Raw genomic sequence first — 23,417 nt, forward strand, 5'->3', positions numbered from 1 at the left:
AGCCCCTCGTACGCACCGTCTCTCCCCCCCCGCGGGGCGGGCCGCGCGGGCCTGGCCCGCCCCCCCGCCGGCCCTGCCGGGTCAGCTCTTGGTCTTGGGCAGGCCGGGCGGGTTGATCTCGGACTTCTCCACGGCCTCGCCGGTCAGGCCCCAGCGCTTGAGGACCTTGCCGTACGAGCCGTCCTCGATGATGTGGTCGATCGCGGCGGCGTACGCCTTGACCAGGCCGCTGTCCTTCTTGGTGGTGGCCGCGATCTTGCCCTGGAGGTCACCGCCGGCCCCGGAGAGCTGTCCGACGACCTCGCTCTGGCCCACCGACGCGACGTGGTAGGCGACGGACGGGCTCGGGCCGAGGTGGGCGTCGATACGGCCCGACGCGAGGGCCAGGTAGTAGTCGGTGTCCTTCTGGAAGTACTTGATGTCCACGGGCTTGCGCCCGGCCTTGACGTTCTCCTCGCTCCACTCGACGAGGATCTTCTCCTGGTTGGTGCCGGAGGAGACCGAGATCGACTTCCCGGCGACGTCGGCGGGGCCGTTCACCTTCCAGCCGGAGCCCTTCTTCGCCTCGAAGGCGATGTTGTCGAGCCGGTAGGTGGCGAAGTCGTACTTCTCCTTGCGCTCCTCGGTCACCGTGACGTTGGAGAGGACGGCGTCGAACTTGGAGCTGTCCAGGCCGACGAAGAGGTTCTCCCAGGAGACCTCCTCGAATTCTCCCTTCAGGCCGAGGGTGTCGACGATGAGCGTGGCGATGTCGATCTCGGAGCCGATCCGGGTCTTGTCGTCGGTGGCGTAGAAGCCCAGCGGCGGCGAGCCGTCGGCGCTGGCCCCGACCTTCAGCGTGCCGCGCTTGCGGATGTCCTCGGGGACGAGGGCGGCGATGGCGTCCACCTTCTTGCCTCTGATGCGGTCCTGGTCGGGGCCGATGTTGATCCCGGTGTCCTTCTTGCCCTTGGGCGCCGCCACATCGGTGGAGGCGTCGGAGTTGCCGCAGGCGGTGAGCAGTCCGGTGGCGGTGAGTGTGGCGATGGCGAGGGTGATGCTGCGGCGGACGGACACGTACGTACTCCTTGCGAATGATGCGAATGAGGTGAATGAGGCAGATGAGGTGGAGATGGATGAGGTGGATGAGCGGGACATGCGGTGGGACAGGAAGGAAGGTTCAGAGAACCTTGGAGAGGAACGCCCGGGTGCGTTCCTGGCTCGGGCGGTCCAGTACGTCGGCAGGCGGGCCCTGCTCGACGATCCGGCCCTCGTCCATGAAGACGACGGTGTCGGCGACCTCTCGGGCGAAGCCGATCTCATGGGTGACGACGATCATCGTGGTGCCGCCGTGGGCCAGGTCCTTGATGACGTCGAGGACCTCGCCGACGAGCTCCGGGTCCAGGGCGGACGTCGGCTCGTCGAAGAGGAGCAGTCTGGGCTCCAGGGCCAGGGCGCGGGCGATGGCGACGCGCTGCTGCTGGCCGCCGGAGAGCTGGGCGGGGTAGGCCGAGGACTTGTCGGCGAGGCCGACCCGGGCGAGCAGCCTCTCCGCCGTCTCGACGGCCTCCTTACGGGGGCGGCGCAGCGCGGAGACCGGCGCCTCGATGATGTTCTCCACCACGGTGAGGTGCGGGAAGAGGTTGAAGTTCTGGAAGACGAAGCCGATCTTGGTGCGCTGGCGCAGCACCTCGCGCTCGCGGAGCTCGTACAGCTTGTTGCCGTCCCTGCGGTAGCCGACCAGGGTGCCGTCCACGCTGATCCACCCCTGGTCGACCTTCTCCAGGTGGTTGATGGTGCGCAGCAGGGTGGACTTGCCGGAGCCGGAGGGGCCGAGGATGACGGTCACCTCGCCGGGCCGCACCGACAGGTCGACGCCGCGCAGCACCTCCAGTGAGCCGAAGTTCTTGTGCACGGAGCGGATCTCGACCATGGCTTCGCCGGTTGCGCTCATCGCACGGTTCCCTTGGAGTAGTGGCGCTCGACGTAGTACTGGATGATCGAGAGCGCGGTGGTCAGGAGGATGTACCAGGCGGTGGCGACCATCAGCAGGGGGACGACCCGGCCGCTGCGCCCGTAGACGACCTGTACCTGGTAGAAGAGTTCACCGATCGCCATGACGGAGACGATCGAGGTGCCCTTGAACAGCGAGATGATCTCGTTGGCCGCGTTGGGCAGGATCGAGCGCATCGCCTGCGGGAGCACGATCCGGCGCAGTTGACGGAACTTGGGTATGCCGAGGGCGGCCGCCGCCTCCAACTGGCCGCTGCCGACGGCCAGTACGCCACCGCGTACGATCTCCGCCGCGTACGCCGCCTGGTGCAGGGCGAGGCCGAGGACGGCGGCACTCACCGCGCCGACCAGGTTCATCGTGTCGAAGGTGAAGAAGCCCGGCCCGAACGGGATGCCGAACTGCAACTCCTTGTACAGGTAGGCGAGATTGAACCAGAACAGCAGCTGCACGATGAGCGGGATCGAACGGAACGCCCAGATGTAGCCGTAGGCGACCGTCCGCAGGAACGGGCTGGCCGACAGCCGCATGAAGGCCAGCACGATGCCGAGCGCGAAGCCGAGGACCGTTCCGTAGAAGGTCAGTTGGAGGGTGAGCCAGACGGCCTTGAGGATGACCGGCGCGGTGAAGAACTGCGCGAAGACGTCCCACTCCCAGCCGGGGTTGGTGACCAGCCCGTTGATGAACTGGGCGACCAGGATCGCCGTGATCGCGACGGCGACCCAGCGCCAGGGGTGGCGGGCCGGGACGACGGTCAGCTCTCCGTAGTCGGTGCCGGGGTCGGCGGCTTTTCCGGCGGGTGGGCCGGCTGGTGGGCCGGCTGGTGGGCCGCCCGGCGTACCGGCGGCTGGATCGATGGGTGGATCGCTGGTCAGCGACATGGCGGGGTTCCTTGGGAGCGGTGGTGGCGGTGGTACGAAGGTGGGCGCGGCGGGCTCAGGAGGCGAGCCGGTCCCTACAGGAGAGGTCGCGCAGGAAGGTGAGGGCCGCGCGGGCGGCGTCGTCGTTCTGCCGGAAGGCGGGTCCGCCGGTACGGGGGCGGGTGAAGGCGCCGCTGTTGCGGGCGGTGGTGAACGGGCCGAGCGCGAAGCGGCGCGGGTGCGGGGTGCCCTCGCGGTCCAGGACGCGGCTGTCGGCCGGGTCCACGGAGAGCAGTCCCGTGTCGGTGACGGCGGCGCCGCCCTCGTACAGGGTGCGCAGCAGCGGACTGGCGGTGTGCCGGAGCGAGGGGTCCGGGAGGCGCGCCTCGACCAGGGCGCGGGCCTCGACGTGCTCGCCGGGGACGGTGGCGCCGCTCGCCCGGAAGAGGCCGCGCTCCTCGTCGGTCTCGACGGTGACCTCGGCGCCGAGGAAGCGGACGACCCCGGCCCGGGAGAGGGCGAGGAGCTGTTCCAGCCGGGGGCCGGGCGGCCCGGAGGCGAGGTAGCTGAAGAAGCCGTGCCACCAGGCGCCGATGTCGCCGAGCCGGACGATCTGCGCGTAGGCGGAGAGCAGTCCGAGGAATACGGCGAGATCCGGGCTGTGGTGCGGATCGTGACGGCGGGTCAGGTCGGCGGTGATGTAGTCGCGCAGCCCTTCCTGGAGCGCTTCGGCACTGTCGTACGTGACCCCGTCCAGCGGCCGGTCGAGCGCGTCCAGGTCGAGCCGGTCGGCGGGGTCGGGTACGGCTCCGGCGACGAGGTCGGCCAGTTCGGGGCTGCCGGGGTCGGCGGCGGCGTACTTCGCGTCGAAGACCTCGGGGTCCAGGGTGGTGCGCTCGGGGTGGGCGGTGAACAGCCGGTGGTAGTGGGCGTGGCCGAGCTCCTTGGCGACCAGCGGCCAGACATCGCGCCGGAAGTCGGGCGGGCCGGGGCGGCTCAGCAGTCCGTCCGCCCATTCAGGGGTCAAGTAGCGTGGCAGGGGCGGGCGTTCACCGGTCCAGGGGTAGCCGATCTTCGAGTGGTACGGGACCCCGCGCCGAGATCCCACGTACAGCACGGGCTCCTGTCCCGACGGCAGGTAGGTGCCGTTCTCGTGGCGTCCGCCGCGCCCCTCGGTGAGCAGGACCATCAGATCGATGAAGGCGAGGCCGAAGCCCCGGACGATCACCGGTTCCCCGGCGGGCAGCGCGGTGAGGTCGGTGTCGGCGGTGAAGTCGGGCGGCAGGTGGATCAGCCCGTGCCGATCGGCGAACTCCTTCAACTCCGCAAGTTCCGGCTCCTGTTCGGCGTCCAGGTGGCCGACGGTGAGGACGACGAGGTCGGCGACGAGGGGTTCGGTGCGGTCCTTGAGCCGGACACGCTGGGGGCCGCCGCGCGGTCCGGTGACGGCGAGGGCGGTGGTGCGGTGCTCGTGGACGGTGACGGAGGGCGGCAGGGCGGCCAGGGCACGTTCGTAGGTCCAGCGCAGATAGGCGCTCTGGAGCCGTCGGCTGGGGAAGTCCTGGCCGGTGAGGCCGTGTATCTCCGCCCGTACGGCGGGCTCGGCGTCGGGGGTGACGCGCCCGGCGCGGACCTCCTCGGCCCAGGTGTGCAGATCCGGCCCCGCCACGACCGGCCCGGCCAGCTCCACCGTCTCGTCGGTGAACATGGTGACGTCCTCGGCCATGGAGTTCATCCACAGCAGCGGCGACTGGTCCGGCCGCCAGATCCGGCCGCCACCGGCCGGGTAGGGGTCGACCAGATGGATGTCCAGGGGCAGATCCCCGTACAGCTCACGGGCGTTGGCGGCGATGCGCTCGATGACCCCGGTGCCGCGCGGTCCGCCGCCGATCACCACGAGCGTGGGCGCGGCGCTCATCGCGCACCTGCCGTACCGCGCGCGTAGTAGCGCTCCACATAGCGCTGGCCGAAGCTCAGCAGGGAGGTGACCGCCGCGTACCAGAGGGTGGCGACGAGGAGCATCGGGATGACCTCGTACGTACGGTGGTAGACGAGCTGGACGGAGTAGAGCAGGTCCTGCACGGCGATGATGCTGACGATCGAGGTGCCCTTGAGGGTGCCGATCAGCATGTTCCCGGCCGGCGGGACGATGGAGCGCATCGCCTGCGGCAGCACGATGCGCCGGAAGCGCCGCCAGGGGCCGAGCCCCAGCGACTGGGCGGCCTCCACCTGGCCGCGTTCGACGGAAAGGATGCCACCCCGGACGACTTCGGCGGCGTACGCGGCCTCGTGCAGGGTGAGACCGATGACGGCGATGGTGACCGGGCCGAGAAGGGTGACCGTGGAGACGCCGAGGATCTGCGGGTAGAGCGCGCCGATGTTGAACCAGAACAGCAGCTGGACCAGGATCGGGGTGGACCGGAACAGCCAGACGTACCCCCAACTGACCGCCTGGAGAACGGGGTTGCCCGAGAGTCGCAGGACGGCGAGGAGGGCCCCGAGCGCGAAGCCGAGCACCATGACGACCGCGGTGAGCCAGAGGGTGAGCCAGAGCCCGCGCAGGACGGAGGCGGTGGCGAAGTAGGAGGCGACGACGTCCCACTGGAAGGCCTCGTTGCGGATGACCGAGTTCAGCGCGAGTCCGAGCAGCACGAGTACGGCAACTGCCGCTGTCCAGCGGCCCGTTCGGCGGACGGGGACGATGCGGGGCACCGTGTCGTCGCCGGCGTTCTTGACGGGTGGCGGCGCGGAGGAGGAAGGAGGCAGCAGATCGGTCTGCGGGGGCATGCAAGGGCTCCGTGGATGCTGAGATCGAACACGGGGCGTACCTTCACACCATGAACCACACGTGGACCGGGCCCCTCAGCGCCGGTCCGCCTCCGAGATAAGCGGTGAACACGGCGCATTGTCAAGCGTGTCCACACTCTGAGCCGTATGTCTCATGTCAGTTGACGCGCCCCCGGATGCCTGTTCCACTGGCCCCATGCATTCGCAGCAGTGGCTGGTCACCCGCTCCCACATCGACTTCGGTCGCGTGTGGTCCTCTTCCTGTTGAGCTGACCCTCTGCTGTCCGGTTTTCCCTGCTCACGCCCCTTCCTCGGCGTTCGAGCACCGTTCCTCGCGTGACTTCACCGCCACCACACCGCACCACCCTCCCCTCGCTCCGCCGCACCTTTCTGCGCACCACTGAACCTTCCGCCGCCGCTCCGCGCCCTCAGGGCACGGGGCCGGTCGGCATACCTTGACGAACCCGGAGAAAACAGAGCCATGTCCAGATCGCGCCACAGCGCCCTTCTCGCCTTCATCGCCGTCGCCGCGCTGACCCTCACCGCCTGCGCGGACCCGGCGGAACCGGGGGCGGGCACCGCCAAGGGCGAGGCCAAGGGGAAGACCCCGACCACGGACGTGGTGTCCTCGGTGAAGAAGCACGAGCCCGCGGCGGAGCTGCTGCCCGAGGAGGTCCGGAAGGCGGGCACGCTGCGGATCGCCGCCGCCACCGGCTCCCCGCCCGGCGCCTTCTACGAGAAGGACGGCACCACGCTGTCCGGCGCGGACATCGACTTCGCGGACGCGGCGGCCAAGGTGCTGGGTATCGAGCTGAAGCGCGAGGTGGCCTCCTTCGAGGGAATCCTGCCGGCGCTCAGCAGCGGGAAGTACGACCTGGGGACGGGGAACTTCGGCGTCACCGAGGAGCGCCTGAAGACCATCGACTTCGTGACGTACATCAACGACGGCCAGGGCTTCGCCGTCCGCGAGGACAGCGAGCTGAAGGAGGTCAAGGACCTCACCGCGCTGTGCGGCCTGACCGTGGGCACCACCGCGGGCACCACCTTCGAGGTGACGCTGGAGCAGAACAAGGGCCGGTGCGCCGAGGAGGGCAAGAAGCCCTACGAGGTGAAGACGTACTCCGACGTGGCGGCGGTCTGGCTCTCCCTCCAGCAGAAGCGCAGCGACGTGATCATGTCCACCATCAACGGACTGCGCTACGCCGTGAGCCAGCAGGAGGGCCTCCGCTTCGTCAACGAGTTCAAGCGCCTCGACGTCGGCTTCGCCTTCAAGAAGGGCACCCCGCTGGCACCCGCCTTCCAGGCCGCGGTCAACCGGCTCAAGGAGGACGGCACCTACGACCGGATCCTGAAGAAGTGGGGCACCACCGAGTCCGCGATCGAGAAGTCCCAGATCTCACCGCCGGAGCTGAAGGGCCCGGCGCCGAAGTAGTCCGGCGCCGCTCCCCCGCGGTCCCGCCCGCCGGATCCCCGCGCGGGCGGGCCTGGGCAGTGCCGGTCCCGGCAGTGCCGGTCTCAGCCATGCCGGTCTCAGCCGTGCCCGTCTCAGCAGTCGCAGCCGCAGGACTCTCCGCAACAGCAGCAGCCCTCGCCGCACTGGCCGCAGCAGTTGCACGCCTCGCAGCAGTCCCCGCAGCTCGCACACCCCTCCCGCCGCTCCCGGGTCCAGGGGTCCTCGAAGCTCCCGCAGCACAGCTGGCAGGTGCAGGCGAGCCCGACCCACACCAGACACCCGGCGATCAGCCCGCGCCGGTCACGGGGCGGTGGGGGCGGGGGCGGGGCGGCGGGACCGCCGGGGGTCGGACCGTACGGATTCCCGGGCGTCGGACCGTACGGATTCCCCGGCGGTGGCCCGAAGGAGCCCTGGGGAACCTCCAGCCCCTGCCCCTCCTGGTGCGAGCAGGACGAGGTACCGAAGGCCCGGTCCACCGAGCGCCGCAGTTCATGGGCGAGCAGTACGTGGACCAGCCTGCCGTCGGCGAATTCCGCCTCCCGCAGCGCGAGCCGTATGCCGTGCAGCGCGTCGTCGCAGAGCCGGCGCGCCTCACTCAGCGGGGTGCCGGTCACCGTGAGCGGGTTCCAGGCGCCCGACGCGGCGTCAGCTTCCCGGTCCTCCACGGCGTCCAGCAGATGCGCGAGCCGCCCGAAGAGCCGTCCGGCCTCCGCGAGCGGGGCGGCGTTCTGCGGCTTCCCGGCGAGTACGGCGGTGTGGGCGAAGGCCGCGGCGGTGGCGGTCTCGGTGGGTTCGGTGACCGTCAGCAGCGGGGTGCCGGGCCCGGCGAGCGTCTCGATGCCGGTCTGCCGGTCGACCGCGTCGACCAGGAGGGCGGTGTCGAAGCCGAGCGCCGCCCCCGTACGGGCACCCGCCCGGTCCCAGCCCGCCGCCACCCGCCGCGCGGCCGCCGCGACCGGCCTGCGGGCCAACAGCCCGTCCCGGTCGGCGACGTGGTCGCGCACCTTGGCCGAGGCCAGGACGAGCGAGACGGCGGCGGCGAGCCTGGCCCCCTCACCCATGGCGACCGGGGCGGTCCGCATCGCACGCAGCGGGCACGGCCCCGCCGTCCGCCGACCCGCCGGGGTGCGGCCCAGCTGAGCCTCCGTCAGGACGGAGACGATCAGACCGTCATAGTTCGTGACAATCCGGGCGAACTGCCCGTGATCCGCCCTCAGAGCCAGGCAGAGACCGCAGAGATGGGCCATCCACTCGGTCCGCAGACCTTCGGAGAGCCGGTGGGTACAGGGCCTCACGATTCCGAACACGACGATCCCCCGCGAGCCGTTCCAGCCGGTGCGCGCCGTTCGCACACCCGAGCGCCGTGCATCGTACCGAGTGATCCGTTCACCCGTACGTCCCCCATGTCACCCATACGGACCGGAGCATCATATTTTCCCATCGGGACCGGCCTTATGCAGGAGGAACCTTGACGAACCGCCACATCTTCTGCACCAGTACCGTCACGAATCGCCTGCGCGGCGACTATCCACTTGGCGCGGTATCCGCATCATGGACGACCATAGGGATACGAAAGAGATGCGGAACACCAAGGAACCGCGGTTGAGAGGAGGCGTCCATGGGATCGGTGCGCAAGGCGAGTGCCTGGCTGGGCCTCGTAGAGGACAACGACGAGCGGTACTACGACGACGAGTACGCCGAGGGTACGGAGACGGGTACGGGCAACCAGGCCTGGGTCACCGACCCACGGGTGCAGGTGGCCGCCGAGGCGGCCGAGGAGCGGGACCGCCGGATCGCCACGGTGACCCCGGACAGCTTCCGGGACGCACGGGCCATCGGTGAGCTGTTCCGGGACGGCGTCCCGGTGATCGTCAACCTCACGGCCATGGACCCCGCCGACGCCAAGCGCGTGGTGGACTTCGCCGCCGGGCTGATCTTCGGTCTGCGCGGTTCGATCGACCGGGTGGCCACCCGGGTCTTCCTGCTCTCCCCGGCCGACACCCAGGTGGTCGCCGGTGAAGCGGCCGCCGGCCGCAGGGCCGACGGCTTCTTCAACCAGAGCTGAGCAGGGCGCTCGCCGGAAAGGTCCGGTCAGCGCCTCCGGTCGGCACGCCCCGTGGGACGTGCCGTGGTCACCGGAAGGCGTCGAGACCGGTGAGCGCCTTGCCCAGCACCAGCTGGTGCATCTCCACGGTTCCCTCGTAGGTGAGCACCGACTCCAGATTCGTGGCGTGCCGCATCACCGGGTACTCCAGCGAGATCCCGTTGGCCCCGAGGATCGTGCGCGAGGTGCGGCAGATCTCGATCGCCTCCCGTACGTTGTTGAGCTTGCCGAAGCTGACCTGCTCGGGGCGGAGCCGTCCCGCGTCCATGCGGCGGCCCAGATGGTGGGCGAGCAGGATGCCCTTGTGCAGTTCGAGGGCCATGTCCGCGAGCTTCGCCTGGGTGAGCTGGAAGCCGCCGATCGGCCGGCCGAACTGCTCCCGGATCCTCGCGTAGTCGAGGGCCGACTCGAAGCTGGCCCGCGCCGCTCCCATCGCGCCCCAGACGATCCCGTACCGCGCGTGGCTCAGACAGCTGAGCGGGCCGCGCAGCCCCTTCGCGTCCGGGAGCACCGCGTCGGCGGGGAGCCGGACGCCGTCCATGACCAGTTCGCTGGTGACCGAGGCGCGCAGCGACCACTTGTGGTGGATCTCCGGGGCCGAGAAGCCCGGGGTGCCGGTCGGGACGACGAAGCCCCGGATGCCCCGGCCCTCGTCGCCCTCGTCGGTCTGCGCCCAGACGATCGCCACCCCGGCGACCGAGCCGTTGGTGATCCACATCTTGCGGCCGGTGAGCACCCAGTCCTCGCCGTCGCGCTTGGCGTACGTCCGCATCCCGGCCGGGTCGGAGCCGTGGTCGGGCTCGGTCAGCCCGAAGCAGCCGATGATCTCGCCGGACGCCATCCCGGGAAGCCACCGCTGCTTCTGCTCCTCGGAGCCGAAGCGGTGGATCGCGTACATGGCGAGCGAACCCTGTACGGAGACGAGCGAGCGGATCCCGGAGTCGGCGGCCTCCAGCTCCAGGCAGGCCAGCCCGTACTGGACGGCGCTCGCCCCGGCGCAGCCGTACCCGTCGAGGGACATGCCGAGCGCGCCCAGCGCGCCGAGCTCCCGGGCCAGCTCCCGGATGCCGGGCAGCTCCCCCTTCTCGTACCACTCGGCGATGTGCGGCAGGACCCGGTCGGCGGCCCAGGTGCGGACGGTGTCGCGGATCGCGAGGTCGTCGGGGCCGAGCAGGTCGTCGATGCCGAGGGGGTCGGCGGCGTCGAACGGCGGGAGCTTCGACGGCTTCGCGGACTCGGTGCTGGACATGAGGGTGCCTCCGGCGGCTCGCACGGTGCTCGAAGGGCCGGGGAGGTCCGCGGCCCATCGGAAACTAGCAGTGGTAGTCAGGGCGGTCGTTGAGACGTTACGGCTCAGCGTGCCGCTCGTCCAGAGCCGGTGGCCTCGGCCGGCTCACGCCGCGCGGGGAGCGTCAGCCGCGCGGCCGGGGGCCCGGGGGCGGGAGCCGGGATGGCCTCGGGGGACTGGCCGGGGTCGGAGCCGGGAGCTGGAGCAGCGTCGGGAGCCGGGGCGGAGCCGGGAGCCGGAGCTGGAGCAGCGTCGGGAGCCGGGGCGGAGCCGAGGGCGTCGGGGGCGGGGCCGTCGGGGTTGTCGGGGCCGGTTGGCGTGCGCTCCTCCTGGGGGCAGCTCTCCATCGGCGGACAGTCCATGGCCTCCATGACCTCCATGGCCCTCGGCAGCCGCAGCGCGGCGAGCGCCCCGATCAGCAGCAGACCGGCGCTGACGAAGAGCGTGACATGCAGCCCGCCGACGAAGGCGTGCCGGGCCGTGGAGCGCAGCAGCTCCCCCATCGGGCCGCCGAGCTCCGCGGCCACCCGGTGGGCCTCGCCCAGCGAGTTGGTGGCCTCCGCGCCCGCGCGGGCGGGCACGCCCTGGTCCCGCAGGGAGGCGAGGCCGGGGGCGTAGGCCGCGTTCATGACGCTGCCGAGCAGGGCGATGCCCAGGCCCGCGCCGAGCTGGTAGGAGGTCTCCCCGATCGCCGCGGCACCGCCCGCCCGCTCCGCCGGGGCGTCGCTGAGCATCGACTCGTACGCCCCGAAGAGCGTCGACTGGAGCCCGAAGCCGAGGAGGACGAAGCCCGCGGTCAGCAGGACGGGCCGGTCGTGGTGGCCCATCGAGGTGAGCAGCAGCACGGCGGAGGCCGTCAGGACGAAGCCCCAGCCCACCATCTTCCGGGGGCCGATGCGGCGCAGGGTGTACGAGCCGGTGGCTCCGGCGGCCATCGCGGCGAACGTGAGCGGCAGCAGCCGCAGTCCGGTCTCCAGCGGGCTGAGGCCCAGCACCAGCTGGAGGTACTGGACGGCGATCAGCTGAAGGCCGACCAGGGCCAGCATGGCGAGCACGATGCAGCCGACGGCGGTGGAGAAGGCCGGGCGGGCGAACATGGCGATGTCGATCAGCGGGTGCGTACGGCGCTTCTGACGGCGTACGAAGAGGATCAGGAGCGCGAGTCCGAAGGCCAGCGGGACCAGCGCCACCGGGTCCAGAAGACCCGCGCCGCCGCCGAGCCGCTTGACGCCGAGGACGACCCCGAGCACTCCGGCCGCGGCCATCAGCGCGCCCAGCACGTCCCACGGGCCGTCCTGGGAGCCGCGCGACTCGGGCAGCAGCCAGCGGCCGAGCGGCAGGATGACCGCCATCAGCGGGATGTTGATCAGGAAGACCGAGCCCCACCAGAAGTGCTGGACCAGGAAGCCGCCGACGACCGGCCCGGTGGCGGCGCCGACCGCGGCCACCGCCGTCCACACCCCGATGGCCAGGGCCCGCTCCCGCCGGTCGGGGAAGACCTGGCGCAGGATCGACAGGGTCGCCGGCATGATCATCGCGCCGCCGACGCCGAGCAGGGCGCGGGCCGCTATGAGGACGGCGGGGGTGTCGGCGGTCGTGGCGAGCAGGGAGGCGGCGCCGAAGAGCGCGTAGCCGAGGAGCAGGACCCGCCGTCTGCCGATCCGGTCACCCAGCGTGCCGAAGAGGATGAGCAGCGAGGCGCAGACGAGGGGGTAGGCGTCGACGATCCACAGCAGTCCGGTGGCGCTCGGGCGCAGGTCCTCGGTGAGCGAGGGGACCGCGACATGGAGCACGGTCGCGTCCAGCGCGACCACCAGCAGGCTGAGGCAGAGGACGACGAGGACGACCCAGCGGTTGGCGCCATCGGCGGCTCGGCGCAGCCGGGCTCCGGCCGTGGTCGTCCCGGACATCTACGTACCTCCCGATGAGTCCCTCGCGCTCGGTGGACCGGCGGGGACGTGGTCTGCGGTCTCCCGGGGCCCGGCATCGACGGGCGAGTGAGCCGTCAGCGTACGCGAGTTCGGTGCGGTGACGCGTGGCCCACCTCATACACCGGTCCGCCACACAGTGTGGCGTACGCCACTGCGGACCCGCGGGCGACCCCCTGCTCCGGGGCCGCGCGGGCGGGACCCGGCGGTGCGCGTCTCCCCCGAATGGCCGGATCAATTCCTCCGGATTCCCGTGTACGAAATTGCCCGGACGATCAAACACACTTCCGAACGGAACCCCGGGTAAATTGGCCGCAAGATCACGGAGATTCTTCTCCGGGCCCGGAAAAAGTCATCGTCCTGAGACAAAGTCCACATCACATCGTCATCACAAAGAGGCCGGATTGGCCTGCACGCACGCTCACTCGCTGTAACGTCGATTGGGTGCGTACCGACATCTTTGCCCGCCTGGACCGGGAGCCGGAACCGCCGAAGATAGAGGCACCGCGGATGAGCCGTCACCGCGCCGCCCTCTTCGGCGGGACGTTGGCGTTCTATCTCGCCATCGTCTTCGCCGTGCTCGTGACGTCCTGGCTGGTGGCCCTGGACTGGAAGGTCATGCTGTTCCGGCCCTACCAGCAGTGGCCCGAACTGCACGCCTTCCTCGACTACTACGTGGTGCTCGGCCAGCGCGGCCCCACCGCCGTGATGGTCGCCTGCTGGCTGGGCTGGCGCTCCTGGCGTCAGCACACGCTCCGGCCGTTGCTGGTCCTCGGCACCTCGCTGCTGCTGCTCAATGTGACGGTGGGCGCGGTCAAGCTGGGCCTCGGGCGGCTCGGCCCGCACTACGCGACCCAGATCGGCTCAGCCGAGATGTTCGCCGGCGGCGATATATTTCCCTCCGGTCACACCGCCAATGCCGTCGTGACCTGGGGAATCCTCGCCTATCTGGCCACCACGCCCCGGGCCAGGCGCTATCTGTCGGCGGTCTCCGCCACGGTCTCGCTGGGCGTCGGCCTGACCACCGTCTACATCGGCACGCACTGGCTCAGCGATGTGCTGCTGGGCTGGGCGGCGGGGCTGCTCATCCTGCTGGCGCTGCCCTGGTTCGAGCCGCTGATCGCCCGGACGGAGAGCTGGATCTTCGACCTGCGCGAGCAGTGGCGCGCGCGGCGCGGGACCGGACGGCCGGTCCCGGCCGCCGAGGGCGCACCCCAGCCGGTGCTGCTCCCCCAGTCGATCGCGGCCGAGGGCGCGGCCCCCGCACCGGGCGCTCCCGCCGGACATCTGGCCACCGGGGCGGCCCGGGCGCGGGCGCACCATGTGCCCACCGTCTGCCCGGAGCGGCCGCCGGCGACGGCGACGGGCACCCGTAGGCCGCCGACGCACCCGGACCACGGCTCCTGCTCCACCACGGGCCCGGCGGCACGCCCGCTGTCGGGCGGCTAGGACGGTTGCTGCCGTACGGGGAGGGCACGCGGGCGGGTGTCAGCCCACCCAGCAGCGGGTCACCCGGGCGTCCTCGACCTGGAAGTTGATGCGTCCGGAGCGGAACTCCATGGTCAGGAACGTGCCCGGCGGAACCGCCCGGACGGTGTCCCAGCCACGGCTTCTGGCCAGCTGTTCGGCGGCGTCGGCACCGAGGCCGACATACGCGTCGGGGGCGTCGTCCGGCTGTGCGGGAGGGGTCGGTAGAGAGGCCATACCCCTCACCGTAGGCGGCCGCGGACCGTGACGGAAGGCCGGGCCGTAAGACCGCCCCGCGCACCCCCGTATGCCGTCGCGGTCACGCTTGTGTCACAGAATCCCCACACACATATATCCCGGCTTATTCACCCGAACGGGCCGCCCGGAAGCCCTGGCGGGAAATGGTCAGCCGCCCTCGTCGCGCCGCCCGGCGGAACAGGTGGCCGAACTCCGGAAACACCCGGGGTGACCTGCCGCTTTTGCCGTCCGGCGGCCCGTCACCCGAATGGCCGGGACACCTGAATTTCATGCTCCCTTATATCCGTCTTACCTTTCCTCACGTTTCTCTCACCGGACCGCGGCCGCCCGCCGCCGGGCGGGATCTCACGATCCGGCCAGCGCCCGGGTCAGCCGGTCCCGGGCCCGGGTCATCACGTCGATGAGCTCGGGCGGCTCGACCACCTCGAAGTCGATCCCCATGAGCAGCACGTGGATCACCAGGACGTCCAGGTTCGGCGCCCCCGCCGTGAGCCGGCAGCTCCGCTCGTCGACCGGCTCCAGCACCCCGGCGGAGGGCGAGATGTGCCGGGCGGCCTCCTCGGCCGGGGCCTTCAGCAGGAGCACCGCCCGCGCCGCGTACGCGGAGACCGAGACGCCCTCGGAGACGTAGGCGGCCAGGTCCTCGGCGGGCGGGGTGCGAGGGGCGAAACGGGGGCCGTGCGGGGGTGTCGGGGTGATCCGGTCCACCCGGAAGGTCCGCCAGTCCGCCCGGTCCAGGTCCCAGGCGACCAGGTACCAGCGGTGCTCGGTGCAGACGAGCCGGTGCGGCTCCACGGTCCGGCGGGAGTCCGAGCCGCCGTGGGTGCGGTAGGAGAAGCGGAGCCGCTCGCTGTCCCGGCAGGCCCCGGCCAGCTCGGTGAGGAGGGCCGGGTCGACGGTGGCGGTCTCCGCGCCGCGCAGCATCGGCACGGTGAAGGCGCCGAGCGCGCTCACCCGGCGGCGCAGCCGGTTCGGCAGCACCTGTTCGAGCTTGGCCAGAGCGCGTACGGAGGTCTCGCCGATGCCCTCGATGCCGTGGCCCGCCGCCGTGCGCAGCCCCACGGCGACCGCGACGGCCTCCTCGTCGTCCAGGAGGAGCGGGGGCAGCTCGGCCCCGGCCCCGAGCTGGTAGCCGCCACCGGTGCCGGGGCTGGCGTTCACCGGGTAGCCGAGCTCACGCAGCTTGTCGACGTCCCGGCGCACGGTGCGCGGGGTGACGCCGAGCCGTTCGGCAAGATCGGCGCCGGACCAGTCCCGGTGGGCCTGGAGCAGCGAGAGCAGACGCAGCAGTCGTGCCGAGGTCTCCAACATGGGGAGGAGTCTGCCAGGGCTTGCGGACAGCCCCTGTCCGCAAGCCGCTCAGGGTTCCGGGCGTACGCGGAGACCGCGCGGCCTCCGGGCGGTGGCCGACGGCACGTACGGCGGTGGCGCGTACGACGATGGCGCAACGGCGTTGGCGGTCAGGCGGTCCTCCCCTTGCGGAGCACGTCGGCGGCCTTGTAGCGGAGGGCGTACGCGCCGTCCAGCACGGTGCCCCGGCCCCGGTGCAGCGCGGTGCGCAGGCGGCTGTGGCCGTGCCCCCGCGCTCCCCGGGCGACGAGTTCGGTGAAGAGGCTCTCGTGGCGCTCCGCGATCCGCGCCGGGTCGAAGCGTGCCGAGGCGCTCAACGCGGCCCGGCCCATCCGGTGGCGCAGCTCGTCGTCCTCGATCAGCTGGAGCAGGGCGGCGGCGACCGCGTCGGTGTCGCCCACCGGTACGAGGCGGCCGTCGGCACCGTCCTCGATGATCTCGGCCGGTCCCAGCGGGCAGTCGGTGGCCACGACCGGCAGTCCGCCGCGCATCGCCTCGACGATGGTCATGCCGAAGGACTCGCGGTCCGAAGTGACGGCGGCGATCGACCCTTTGGGCCACTCGGCCTCCATCGGGTCGACCGAGCCCATCAGGAACACATGGTCGCGCAGGTCCAGTTCGCCGATGAGCGCGCGCAGCGAGTCCTGTTCGTCGCCGGTGGCGTCCCCGCCGCCGTAGATCCGCAGCCGCCAGTCCGGGCGCGCGGCCGTGACCTGGGCGAAGGCCCGTACGAGCAGGTCGTACCGTTTGACCCGGTGCATCCGGCCCGCCGCGACGACCCACTTCAGGTCGCCTCCGGCAGGCGGACAGGCCGGCTCGGGCACCGCGTTGGGGATGGCCTCGATCCGCACGCCCGGCAGCTTCAGCCGGCTGCGGTAGTGCTCGGCGTCGGCGCGGGTGACGGTGGTGACCGCGTCGAGCAGCGTGTAGCGGTGGGCGATCTCGCGGCGCAGGCGGTAGTTGTGGCTGTCGAGCGTGAGGTGCTCCTGCCCGATGCGCACCGGCCCGCGCGGAGCCTGTCGGCTGATGTGCACGTTCAGTCCGGGGCGGGTGCCGACGACGACATCGGCGTCGAGCCCCTGGAGATGGGCGGCGATCCGGGCGTCGGTGAGCCTGCTGTACTGCCGGTGCCTGCTGTCGCCGCGCGGGAACACCGCGGCGGGCCGGGCGTGTTCGGCGGCGTCACCGTCGTACGTCGTGCTCTTCTTCCGCAGGTCGACGAGGTGGCGCATCGTCACGCCCTCGGGCGCGCCGAGCACGGGTGCGTCGCGGTGGCGGAAGACGGAGACGATCTCGACGTCGTGCTGTTCGGCGAGGGTGCGGGCGAGTGTGAAGGTCGTGCGAATCGTTCCCCCAATGCCGTACGCATTGTGCAGAAGAAATGAAATATGCATGGCGCCGCCGTTTCCCCCTGGTCGAACCGGTCTGTCGTGACTGTACTTCCCGGCGGTTTTCCGCCAGGAATACGGCGCAAAATCCTGCCGGATTCCACGGTGGAATGCGGAGCTCTGTCCGGCACCCCCGATCCGCCCCCGATCCGCCGCCGGAACGCCGCTGACCAGCGGTTTCCTGGAGGGGCGGAATCCAAATAGCCGTCCCCCCTCGGCGGCGTACGCACCATTCGGAGGCGACCGACTCCCTCACCGGGCGCCTACCCGCGATCTGCTCACCGACGCTTTCTCTCGTGCTTGACGTGAAACAGAGCGGGGAGGTTGCCTGCGTCCCGGTACATCTCCTCCCATTAGACGTGGGCCGCATTCCCCAAGGCCCGGGTCGACTTCTCGACCTAGCGATGTGTCGACTTGGCCCCCACTTCCGTCCCCGCCGGTGCGTGACCCCGGCCACGGATCCCGCGTTGTCTCTGCATGAGCCGGGAACCGCCCGGCCCACGCACCGAGTTCGAGGAGCCACCCGTGCCGCGCATGCTCGACGTCAGCCAGGACGTACGCGCCGAGATCGGCGACGACGAAGCCGACCGGCTGCTCGTCGGCGACGACACCCCCGGTAGTTACGACTGCACCTCCTGCCGCACCCCCGGCGACTCCGACCAGGAACGCACCAGCACGGTGCTGTTCATCGGGGACGAGACCGCCGTGCTCGCGTTCGCCCACGCGACGTGCATCCCCTCGCAGGTCGTCAAGGTCGCGGAGGACCAGCTCCAGGGCGCGGTGCGCAGCATCACCGGCAGCGAGCAGAAGAATACGGAGGGGCGCATGCCCGAACAGGCCGTCCTCGGCATCACCAGCGGTCTCGTTCTCATCGAGGACGATGTCCGCCCGGCCCTGGTTGTCGAACCGACCGGACCGGTCGCCCGGCCCGGCACCGACGGCAGCGGGGGCGACGAGTTCCTCCAGCTGCTGCTGGAGCAGGGCTTCCACCCGACCCCCGGCCTGAACGAGCTGCCCGCGGTGCTGCCCGGCTGGTCGGTGCTGCTCGCCGTGGGCCAGCTGCACGCCGTGCTCCAGCCGGGCCCGGGCGGCGGCAACCCGGTCGCCTGGTGGCAGGCCCACCAGCCGCTCCAGGTGACCGACGGCTGGCGGGCGGCGGTCAACAAGTCGCAGACCGTCCTCGTCTTCGCGGCACCGGCCGGAACCATCGGCCAGCAGCCGCGCGAGGACCTGCTCCGGGACGCCCTGGAGAAGGCCGCGGTCAACGGGGTCCTGGTCGCCGCGTCGATGCCGCTGGCCGGGACCTGATCATGTCCGCCCAGCTCGGGCACCCCCGCCGAACAGCGTTTTCTCCGCCGGGACCGCATCCGACGGGCGGCGAGGTCGTTGGCACCTACGTGCACTCATACGACCCCTCCCGCCAGCACCAGAGCCAGATTCCTGCCATGCGTCCCTCGCAGGATCCATCGGCGGGCATGTCCGCCACCCCGATCTACGACGCGCTGTACTCGGAGTACCGGCGCTCGTTCCGGGCGTTGCCGGGCGACCGGAGCGGTGAGGAGAATCTCCGCTTCCCGGCCTTCGGCGCCGGGCTCTTCGCCTCCCGTGCCCCGCTGAGCGGCCACCCCTCCCCCACCGGGCAGGGGCAGCAGCACACCGCGCCCGGCAGCAGCCAGAGCCACCACACCGGCACCCTCGGCTCCTGGCAGCGGGTGGGCAGGCACGCCGGACGGCCCCGGCCCGCGGCGCTTCCGCCGGGGTCCCGGGAGTCCTGAGAGCGGGTACGGGAGAGCCCCGGCACGGTCCCTTCGTACGGACCGTGCCGGGGCTCTCCCGTGTGCGCTACTTGTTGCGGCCGCGCTTCTCGCGGACCCGGACCGAGATGTGGATCGGGGTGCCCTCGAAGCCGAACTCCTCGCGGAGGCGGCGCTCGACGAAGCGGCGGTAGCCGTGCTCCAGGAAGCCCGAGGCGAACAGCACGAACCGGGGCGGCTTGGTGCCCGCCTGGGTGCCGAACAGGATGCGCGGCTGCTTGCCGCCGCGGATCGGGTGCGGGTGGGAGGCGACGATCTCGCCGAGGAAGGCGTTGAGCCGGCCGGTGGGGACGCGGGTCTCCCAGCCCTCGATCGCCGTCTCGATCGCCGGGACCAGCTTCTCCATGTGGCGGCCGGTGAGGGCCGAGACATTGACGCGGGGGGCCCAGGAGATCTGCGCGAGCTCCGTCTCGATCTCGCGCTCCAGGTAGTAGCGGCGCTCCTCGTCGAGGGTGTCCCACTTGTTGAAGGCGACGACCAGGGCGCGCCCGGCCTCCACGGCCATGGTGATGATCCGCTGGTCCTGGACGCTGATGGACTCGCTGGAGTCGATCAGGACGACGGCGACCTCGGCCTTCTCCACGGCGGCGGCCGTACGGAGCGAGGCGTAGTAGTCCGCGCCCTCCTGGAGGTGGACGCGGCGGCGGATACCGGCCGTGTCGATGAACTTCCAGGTGATGCCGCCGAGCTTGATCAGCTCGTCGACCGGGTCACGGGTGGTGCCCGCCTGCTCGTTGACGACGACCCGGTCCTCGCCCGCGACCTTGTTCAGCAGGGAGGACTTGCCGACGTTCGGGCGGCCGATCAGCGCGATGCGGCGGGGGCCGCCGAGCGCGGTGCCGAACTTCTGCGCCGGGGCGTCCGGCAGCGCCGCCAGGACCGCGTCCAGCATGTCTCCGGTGCCGCGGCCGTGCAGCGAGGAGACCGGGTAGGGCTCGCCGAGGCCGAGCGACCACAGGGCGGTGGCGTCCGCCTCGCCGCTCTGGCCGTCGACCTTGTTGGCGCAGAGCACGACGGGCTTGCCCGCCCGGCGCAGCAGCTTGACGACGGCCTCGTCGGTGTCGGTGGCGCCGACGGTGGAGTCGACCACGAAGACGACGGCGTCGGCCGTCTCGATGGCGTACTCCGCCTGGGCGGCGACGGAGGCGTCCAGCCCCAGCACGTCCTGCTCCCAGCCGCCGGTGTCGACGACCTTGAAGCGGCGGCCCGCCCACTCGGCCTCGTAACTGACGCGGTCGCGGGTGACGCCGGGCTTGTCCTGCACGACGGCCTCGCGGCGGCCGATGATCCGGTTCACCAGGGTCGACTTGCCGACATTGGGGCGGCCGACGACGGCGAGCACGGGGAGCGGGCCGTGACCGGCCTCGCCGAGGGCGCCCTCGACCTCTTCGGGGTCGAAGCCCTCCTGCGCGGCGAGCTCCATGAACTCCGCGTACTCGGCATCGCCAAGTTCTCCGTGCTCGTGGTCCGAGCCGTCGGAGTGAATCTGGTCGTTCATGAAGTCCGTTCCTCTTTGCATCATCATCGATGGACCACGATCACCGCGGTCCACTACTCAAGTCAGGTCAAGTCTCGCCTATCGCCCGGTGAGGCGCTTGGCACTTTCCAGGTGGGCGGTGAGCTTCGCCTGGATGCGCAGCGTCGCCTCGTCCAGCGCCTTGCGCGTACGCCGCCCGTCACCGGCGCTCGCGTCGAACGCGTCACCGAAGACGACGTCGACCCGGCTGCGCAGCGGGGGCAGCCCCCGTATCAACCGTCCTCGGCGCTCGGTGCTTCCCAGGACGGCGACCGGAACGATCGGCGCCCCGCCGCGTACCGCGAAGTACGCGAGTCCGGCCCGCAGCGAGGCGAAGTCGCCCTCGCCCCGGGTGCCCTCCGGGAAGATCCCGAGCGCCCCGCCGTCGGCCAGGACGCCCAGCGCGTGACTGATGGCGGTGCGGTCGACGGTCGTACGGTCCACCTCGATCTGGCCGATCCCGTGCAGGAACGGGTCGAGGGGGCCGACGAACGCCTCCTTCTTGATCAGGAAGTGCACCGGCCGGGGTGCGGTCCCCATCAGCATCGGTCCGTCGATGTTGTGGGAGTGGTTCACCGCGAGTATGACGGGTCCGGCGGCGGGCACGCGCCAGGCGCCGAGCACGCGCGGCTTCCACAGCCCGTACATCAGACCGATGCCGATCCGCCGCCCGACCGCCGCTCCGCGCAGGGTGGGCGCCCCCGTGGCCTCGCTCACGCGGCGGTCCGCTTCTCCTCGACGAGGGTGACGACGCACTCGATGACCTGCTGGAGGGTCAGCTCGGTGGTGTCCACCTCGACGGCGTCGTCCGCCTTGGCGAGGGGGGAGGTCTTGCGGCCGGAGTCGGCGGCGTCCCGCTGGATCAGGGCCTCGCGGGTGGCGGCGAGGTCGGAGCCCTTGACCTCACCGCTGCGGCGGGCGGCGCGGGCCTCCGGGGAGGCGGTGAGGAAGATCTTGATGTCGGCGTCGGGCAGCACGGTGGTGCCGATGTCCCGGCCCTCGACGACGATGCCGCCCCGGGCGCCCGCGGCGATGGAGCGCTGGAGCTCGGTGATGATCGTGCGCACCTCGGGGACCGCGCTGACGGCGCTGACCTTGGAGGTGACCTCCTGGGTACGGATCGGCCCCGAGGCGTCCTCGCCGTCGACGGTGATCGTCGGGCCGGTCGGGTCGGTGCCGGAGATGATCACGGGCTTGGCGGCGGCGGTGGCGATCTCGGCGGGGCTGGTGACGTCGATGCCGTTGGTCAGCATCCACCAGGTGATGGCCCGGTACTGCGCGCCCGTGTCCAGGTAGCTCAGGCCGAGCTTGGCGGCGACGGCCTTGGAGGTGCTCGACTTGCCGGTGCCGGAGGGCCCGTCGATGGCGACGATCACGGCGGAGCTTGCGGTTTCCACGGTGGTGGACACCTTCCTGGTACACGGGGTGGGGACGGACGGGCCTGCGGACGGCCTCGTACCAGGTTACCGAGTGCCGGGCGCGCCCTTGTACCCCGTACGGGGGAGGCGGCCGGGCATCCCGGCGCCTCCCCCACCGGCCTCAGCCGCGGATCGACCAGCCGCGCTCGGTGAGGGCGGCGCTCAGCACGGGGGCCGCGCTCGGCTCCACCATGATCTGGACCAGGCCCGCCTGCTGCCCGGTGGCGTGCTCGATGCGGACGTCCTCGATGTTGACCCCGGCCCGGCCGGCCTCGGCGAAGATCGAGGCGAGCTCGCCCGGCCGGTCGCCGATCAGGACGGCCACGGTCTCGTACACGGCGGGGGCCGCGCCGTGCTTGCCCGGGACCCGGATCCGGCCCGCGTTGCCCCGGCGCAGGACGTCCTCGATGGCGTCGGTGCCCGCGCGCCGCTTCTCCTCGTCGGCGGAGTGCAGGCCGCGCAGCGCGGTGACGGTCTCCGCCAGGTCGGCGGCGACCCCGGCGAGCACGTCGGCGACCGGCCCGGGGTTGGCGGAGAGGATCTCCACCCACATCCGGGGGTCGGAGGCGGCGATCCGGGTGACGTCGCGGATGCCCTGGCCGCACAGGCGTACGGCGGTCTCGTCGGCCTCCTCAAGGCGCGCGGCGACCATGGAGGAGATCAGCTGCGGGGTGTGCGAGACGAGGGCGACGGCCCGGTCGTGTGCGTCGGCGTCCATGACCACGGGGACGGCCCGGCAGAGCGCGACCAGCTCCAGCGCGAGGTTGAGCACCTCGGTGTCGGTGTCCCGGGTCGGCGTGAGGACCCAGGGGCGGCCCTCGAAGAGGTCGCCGGTGGCGGCGAGCGGTCCGGAGCGCTCCTTGCCCGCCATCGGGTGCGTACCGATGTACGGGGTGAGGTCGAGGCCGAGCGCCTCCAGCTCACGGCGGGGGCCGCCCTTGACGCTCGCCACGTCCAGGTAGCCACGTGCCACCCCGTCGCGCATGGCGCGGGCCAGGACGGTGGCGGTGTGGGCGGGCGGTACGGCGATGACGGCGAGGTCGACCCGGCCCTCGGGCGGCTCGTCCGTACCGGCCCCGAGCGCGGCCGCCGTGCGGGCGGACTCGGGGTCGTGGTCCACGAGGTGGACATGGATGCCCCGGCTCGCGAGCGCGAGGGCGGCGGAGGTGCCGACGAGCCCGGTTCCGATGACGAGGGCGGTTCTCACTGGGCGATGTCCTTGCGCAGGGCGGCGGTGGCGCCGAGGTAGACGTGGCTGATCTCCGCGCGCGGGAGGTAGGTCTCGACATGGGCGAGGAGGCGGACGACCCGGGGCATGGCGCCCTCGACGTCCAGCTCCTGGGCGCAGATCAGGGGTACGTCGACGATGCCGAGGCCGCGCGCGGCGGCGGCCGGGAAGTCGCTGTGGAGGTCCGGGGTGGCGGTGAACCAGATGCTGATCAGATCGTCGGCGACCAGCTCGTTGCGCTCCAGTACGGCCGTGAGCAGCTCACCGACCCGCTCGTCCATGTGCCCGGCCTCGTCCCGCTCCAGCTGGACGGCTCCTCGGACCGCTCGTACCGCCACGTCGTACTCCTCGCTCGTTCACTTCCGCGCTGCTCCTGATCACCCTAGAGGGGCGGCTCCTCCCCCGGTCACCGCGCTCTCTCCGTGAGACGGGGCGTCGCGGACCGGCCGGCGGTCGGCCTTCCGGGGCGATTTCCCGCCCGGCCGTACGGAAAATCGGCCCCGGCCCGCCCGGTTGCTTCACCTGCGCGCCTCCCGCCGCCACCATGGCCGACACCGACGGCCATCGA

Annotated in this window: 21 protein-coding genes; 5 read left to right on the plus strand and 16 right to left on the minus strand. The window is 71.5% G+C overall.

Annotated elements, in window-relative coordinates; all coding sequences use genetic code 11:
* Window positions 1-81 precede the first annotated feature (81 nt).
* The 5 genes from ACFW9Z_RS31670 to ACFW9Z_RS31690 form a co-directional block, all read right to left on the minus strand.
* Window positions 82-1,056 carry an ABC transporter substrate-binding protein gene (locus ACFW9Z_RS31670; protein ID WP_384646160.1) on the minus strand — a complete coding sequence of 325 codons (975 nt, stop codon included), beginning with the start codon at window positions 1,054-1,056 and terminating at the stop codon, window positions 82-84.
* A 103-nt stretch (window positions 1,057-1,159) separates the two neighbouring features.
* The gene (locus tag ACFW9Z_RS31675) at window positions 1,160-1,912 is read right to left on the minus strand and encodes an amino acid ABC transporter ATP-binding protein (protein WP_384646280.1); all 753 of its coding nucleotides are present in this window, start codon (window positions 1,910-1,912) and stop codon (window positions 1,160-1,162) included.
* 17 nt (window positions 1,913-1,929) lie between these two features.
* Window positions 1,930-2,871, minus strand: a complete 942-nt coding sequence (locus ACFW9Z_RS31680; RefSeq protein WP_384646162.1) for an amino acid ABC transporter permease — start codon at window positions 2,869-2,871, stop codon at window positions 1,930-1,932.
* Window positions 2,872-2,926: 55 nt separating this feature from the next.
* Window positions 2,927-4,768 (minus strand): FAD/NAD(P)-binding protein, encoded by a 1,842-nt coding sequence (locus tag ACFW9Z_RS31685; protein WP_384646164.1) that lies wholly within the window; start codon window positions 4,766-4,768, stop codon window positions 2,927-2,929.
* The gene (locus tag ACFW9Z_RS31690; protein ID WP_384646167.1) at window positions 4,765-5,637 is read right to left on the minus strand and encodes an amino acid ABC transporter permease; all 873 of its coding nucleotides are present in this window, start codon (window positions 5,635-5,637) and stop codon (window positions 4,765-4,767) included. Before ACFW9Z_RS31690 ends, ACFW9Z_RS31685 begins: the two co-directional genes overlap by 4 nt.
* Before the next feature lie 481 nt (window positions 5,638-6,118).
* On the opposite strand from ACFW9Z_RS31690, the gene ACFW9Z_RS31695 reads away from it, so the two are divergent.
* Window positions 6,119-7,069: an ABC transporter substrate-binding protein gene (locus tag ACFW9Z_RS31695; RefSeq protein ID WP_384646170.1), complete on the plus strand. Its 951-nt coding sequence runs from the start codon at window positions 6,119-6,121 to the stop codon at window positions 7,067-7,069.
* Between the two features lie 113 nt (window positions 7,070-7,182).
* Here the strand turns inward: ACFW9Z_RS31695 and ACFW9Z_RS31700 are convergent, their stop codons facing one another.
* Entirely contained in the window at window positions 7,183-8,397 is a 1,215-nt protein-coding gene (locus ACFW9Z_RS31700) for a DUF5685 family protein (protein ID WP_384646172.1), read from the minus strand.
* A 311-nt stretch (window positions 8,398-8,708) separates the two neighbouring features.
* On the opposite strand from ACFW9Z_RS31700, the gene ACFW9Z_RS31705 reads away from it, so the two are divergent.
* The gene (locus ACFW9Z_RS31705) at window positions 8,709-9,155 is read left to right on the plus strand and encodes a cell division protein SepF (protein ID WP_384646174.1); all 447 of its coding nucleotides are present in this window, start codon (window positions 8,709-8,711) and stop codon (window positions 9,153-9,155) included.
* A gap of 67 nt (window positions 9,156-9,222) precedes the next feature.
* Here the strand turns inward: ACFW9Z_RS31705 and ACFW9Z_RS31710 are convergent, their stop codons facing one another.
* Both ACFW9Z_RS31710 and ACFW9Z_RS31715 read right to left on the minus strand, forming a co-directional pair.
* Window positions 9,223-10,443 (minus strand): acyl-CoA dehydrogenase family protein, encoded by a 1,221-nt coding sequence (locus ACFW9Z_RS31710; RefSeq protein WP_384646176.1) that lies wholly within the window; start codon window positions 10,441-10,443, stop codon window positions 9,223-9,225.
* 104 nt (window positions 10,444-10,547) lie between these two features.
* Window positions 10,548-12,392: an MFS transporter gene (locus ACFW9Z_RS31715; protein ID WP_384646178.1), complete on the minus strand. Its 1,845-nt coding sequence runs from the start codon at window positions 12,390-12,392 to the stop codon at window positions 10,548-10,550.
* Between the two features lie 462 nt (window positions 12,393-12,854).
* Here ACFW9Z_RS31715 and ACFW9Z_RS31720 point away from each other — a divergent pair, with 462 nt between their 5' ends.
* On the plus strand, window positions 12,855-13,859 hold the full coding sequence (locus tag ACFW9Z_RS31720; RefSeq protein WP_384646180.1) for a phosphatase PAP2 family protein: 1,005 nt from the start codon (window positions 12,855-12,857) through the stop codon (window positions 13,857-13,859).
* Window positions 13,860-13,898: 39 nt separating this feature from the next.
* Here ACFW9Z_RS31720 and ACFW9Z_RS31725 read toward each other — a convergent pair whose 3' ends face one another.
* The 3 genes from ACFW9Z_RS31725 to ACFW9Z_RS31735 all read right to left on the minus strand — a co-directional run bounded on the left by ACFW9Z_RS31725 (window position 13,899) and on the right by ACFW9Z_RS31735 (window position 16,879).
* Window positions 13,899-14,114 (minus strand): I78 family peptidase inhibitor, encoded by a 216-nt coding sequence (locus tag ACFW9Z_RS31725; protein WP_384646182.1) that lies wholly within the window; start codon window positions 14,112-14,114, stop codon window positions 13,899-13,901.
* 366 nt (window positions 14,115-14,480) lie between these two features.
* Complete coding sequence (locus ACFW9Z_RS31730; RefSeq protein WP_384646184.1) at window positions 14,481-15,446, minus strand: helix-turn-helix transcriptional regulator; 966 nt, start codon at window positions 15,444-15,446, stop codon at window positions 14,481-14,483.
* Window positions 15,447-15,595: 149 nt separating this feature from the next.
* Complete coding sequence (locus tag ACFW9Z_RS31735; protein WP_384646186.1) at window positions 15,596-16,879, minus strand: glycosyltransferase family 4 protein; 1,284 nt, start codon at window positions 16,877-16,879, stop codon at window positions 15,596-15,598.
* Between the two features lie 519 nt (window positions 16,880-17,398).
* Between ACFW9Z_RS31735 and ACFW9Z_RS31740 the strand changes: the two genes are divergently transcribed.
* Together ACFW9Z_RS31740 and ACFW9Z_RS31745 are read left to right on the plus strand one after the other, a co-directional pair.
* Complete coding sequence (locus ACFW9Z_RS31740; RefSeq protein ID WP_384646188.1) at window positions 17,399-18,181, plus strand: hypothetical protein; 783 nt, start codon at window positions 17,399-17,401, stop codon at window positions 18,179-18,181.
* Between the two features lie 137 nt (window positions 18,182-18,318).
* Window positions 18,319-18,648: a hypothetical protein gene (locus ACFW9Z_RS31745; RefSeq protein WP_384646190.1), complete on the plus strand. Its 330-nt coding sequence runs from the start codon at window positions 18,319-18,321 to the stop codon at window positions 18,646-18,648.
* A gap of 67 nt (window positions 18,649-18,715) precedes the next feature.
* Here the strand turns inward: ACFW9Z_RS31745 and der are convergent, their stop codons facing one another.
* The 5 genes from der to aroH form a co-directional block, all read right to left on the minus strand.
* Complete coding sequence (gene der, locus ACFW9Z_RS31750; RefSeq protein WP_384646192.1) at window positions 18,716-20,185, minus strand: ribosome biogenesis GTPase Der; 1,470 nt, start codon at window positions 20,183-20,185, stop codon at window positions 18,716-18,718.
* A 78-nt stretch (window positions 20,186-20,263) separates the two neighbouring features.
* Window positions 20,264-20,920, minus strand: a complete 657-nt coding sequence (locus ACFW9Z_RS31755; RefSeq protein WP_384646194.1) for a lysophospholipid acyltransferase family protein — start codon at window positions 20,918-20,920, stop codon at window positions 20,264-20,266.
* Entirely contained in the window at window positions 20,917-21,612 is a 696-nt protein-coding gene (gene cmk / locus ACFW9Z_RS31760) for a (d)CMP kinase (RefSeq protein WP_384646196.1), read from the minus strand. The genes ACFW9Z_RS31755 and cmk overlap by 4 nt, the downstream gene beginning before the upstream one ends.
* A gap of 130 nt (window positions 21,613-21,742) precedes the next feature.
* Window positions 21,743-22,828 (minus strand): prephenate dehydrogenase, encoded by a 1,086-nt coding sequence (locus ACFW9Z_RS31765; RefSeq protein WP_384646199.1) that lies wholly within the window; start codon window positions 22,826-22,828, stop codon window positions 21,743-21,745.
* Window positions 22,825-23,187 (minus strand): chorismate mutase, encoded by a 363-nt coding sequence (gene aroH, locus ACFW9Z_RS31770; RefSeq protein WP_384646201.1) that lies wholly within the window; start codon window positions 23,185-23,187, stop codon window positions 22,825-22,827. Before aroH ends, ACFW9Z_RS31765 begins: the two co-directional genes overlap by 4 nt.
* Window positions 23,188-23,417 lie beyond the last annotated feature (230 nt).

This window comes from Streptomyces sp. NPDC059452, from assembly GCF_042750035.1.
In the GTDB taxonomy this organism is placed as follows: Bacteria; Actinomycetota; Actinomycetes; order Streptomycetales; family Streptomycetaceae; genus Streptomyces.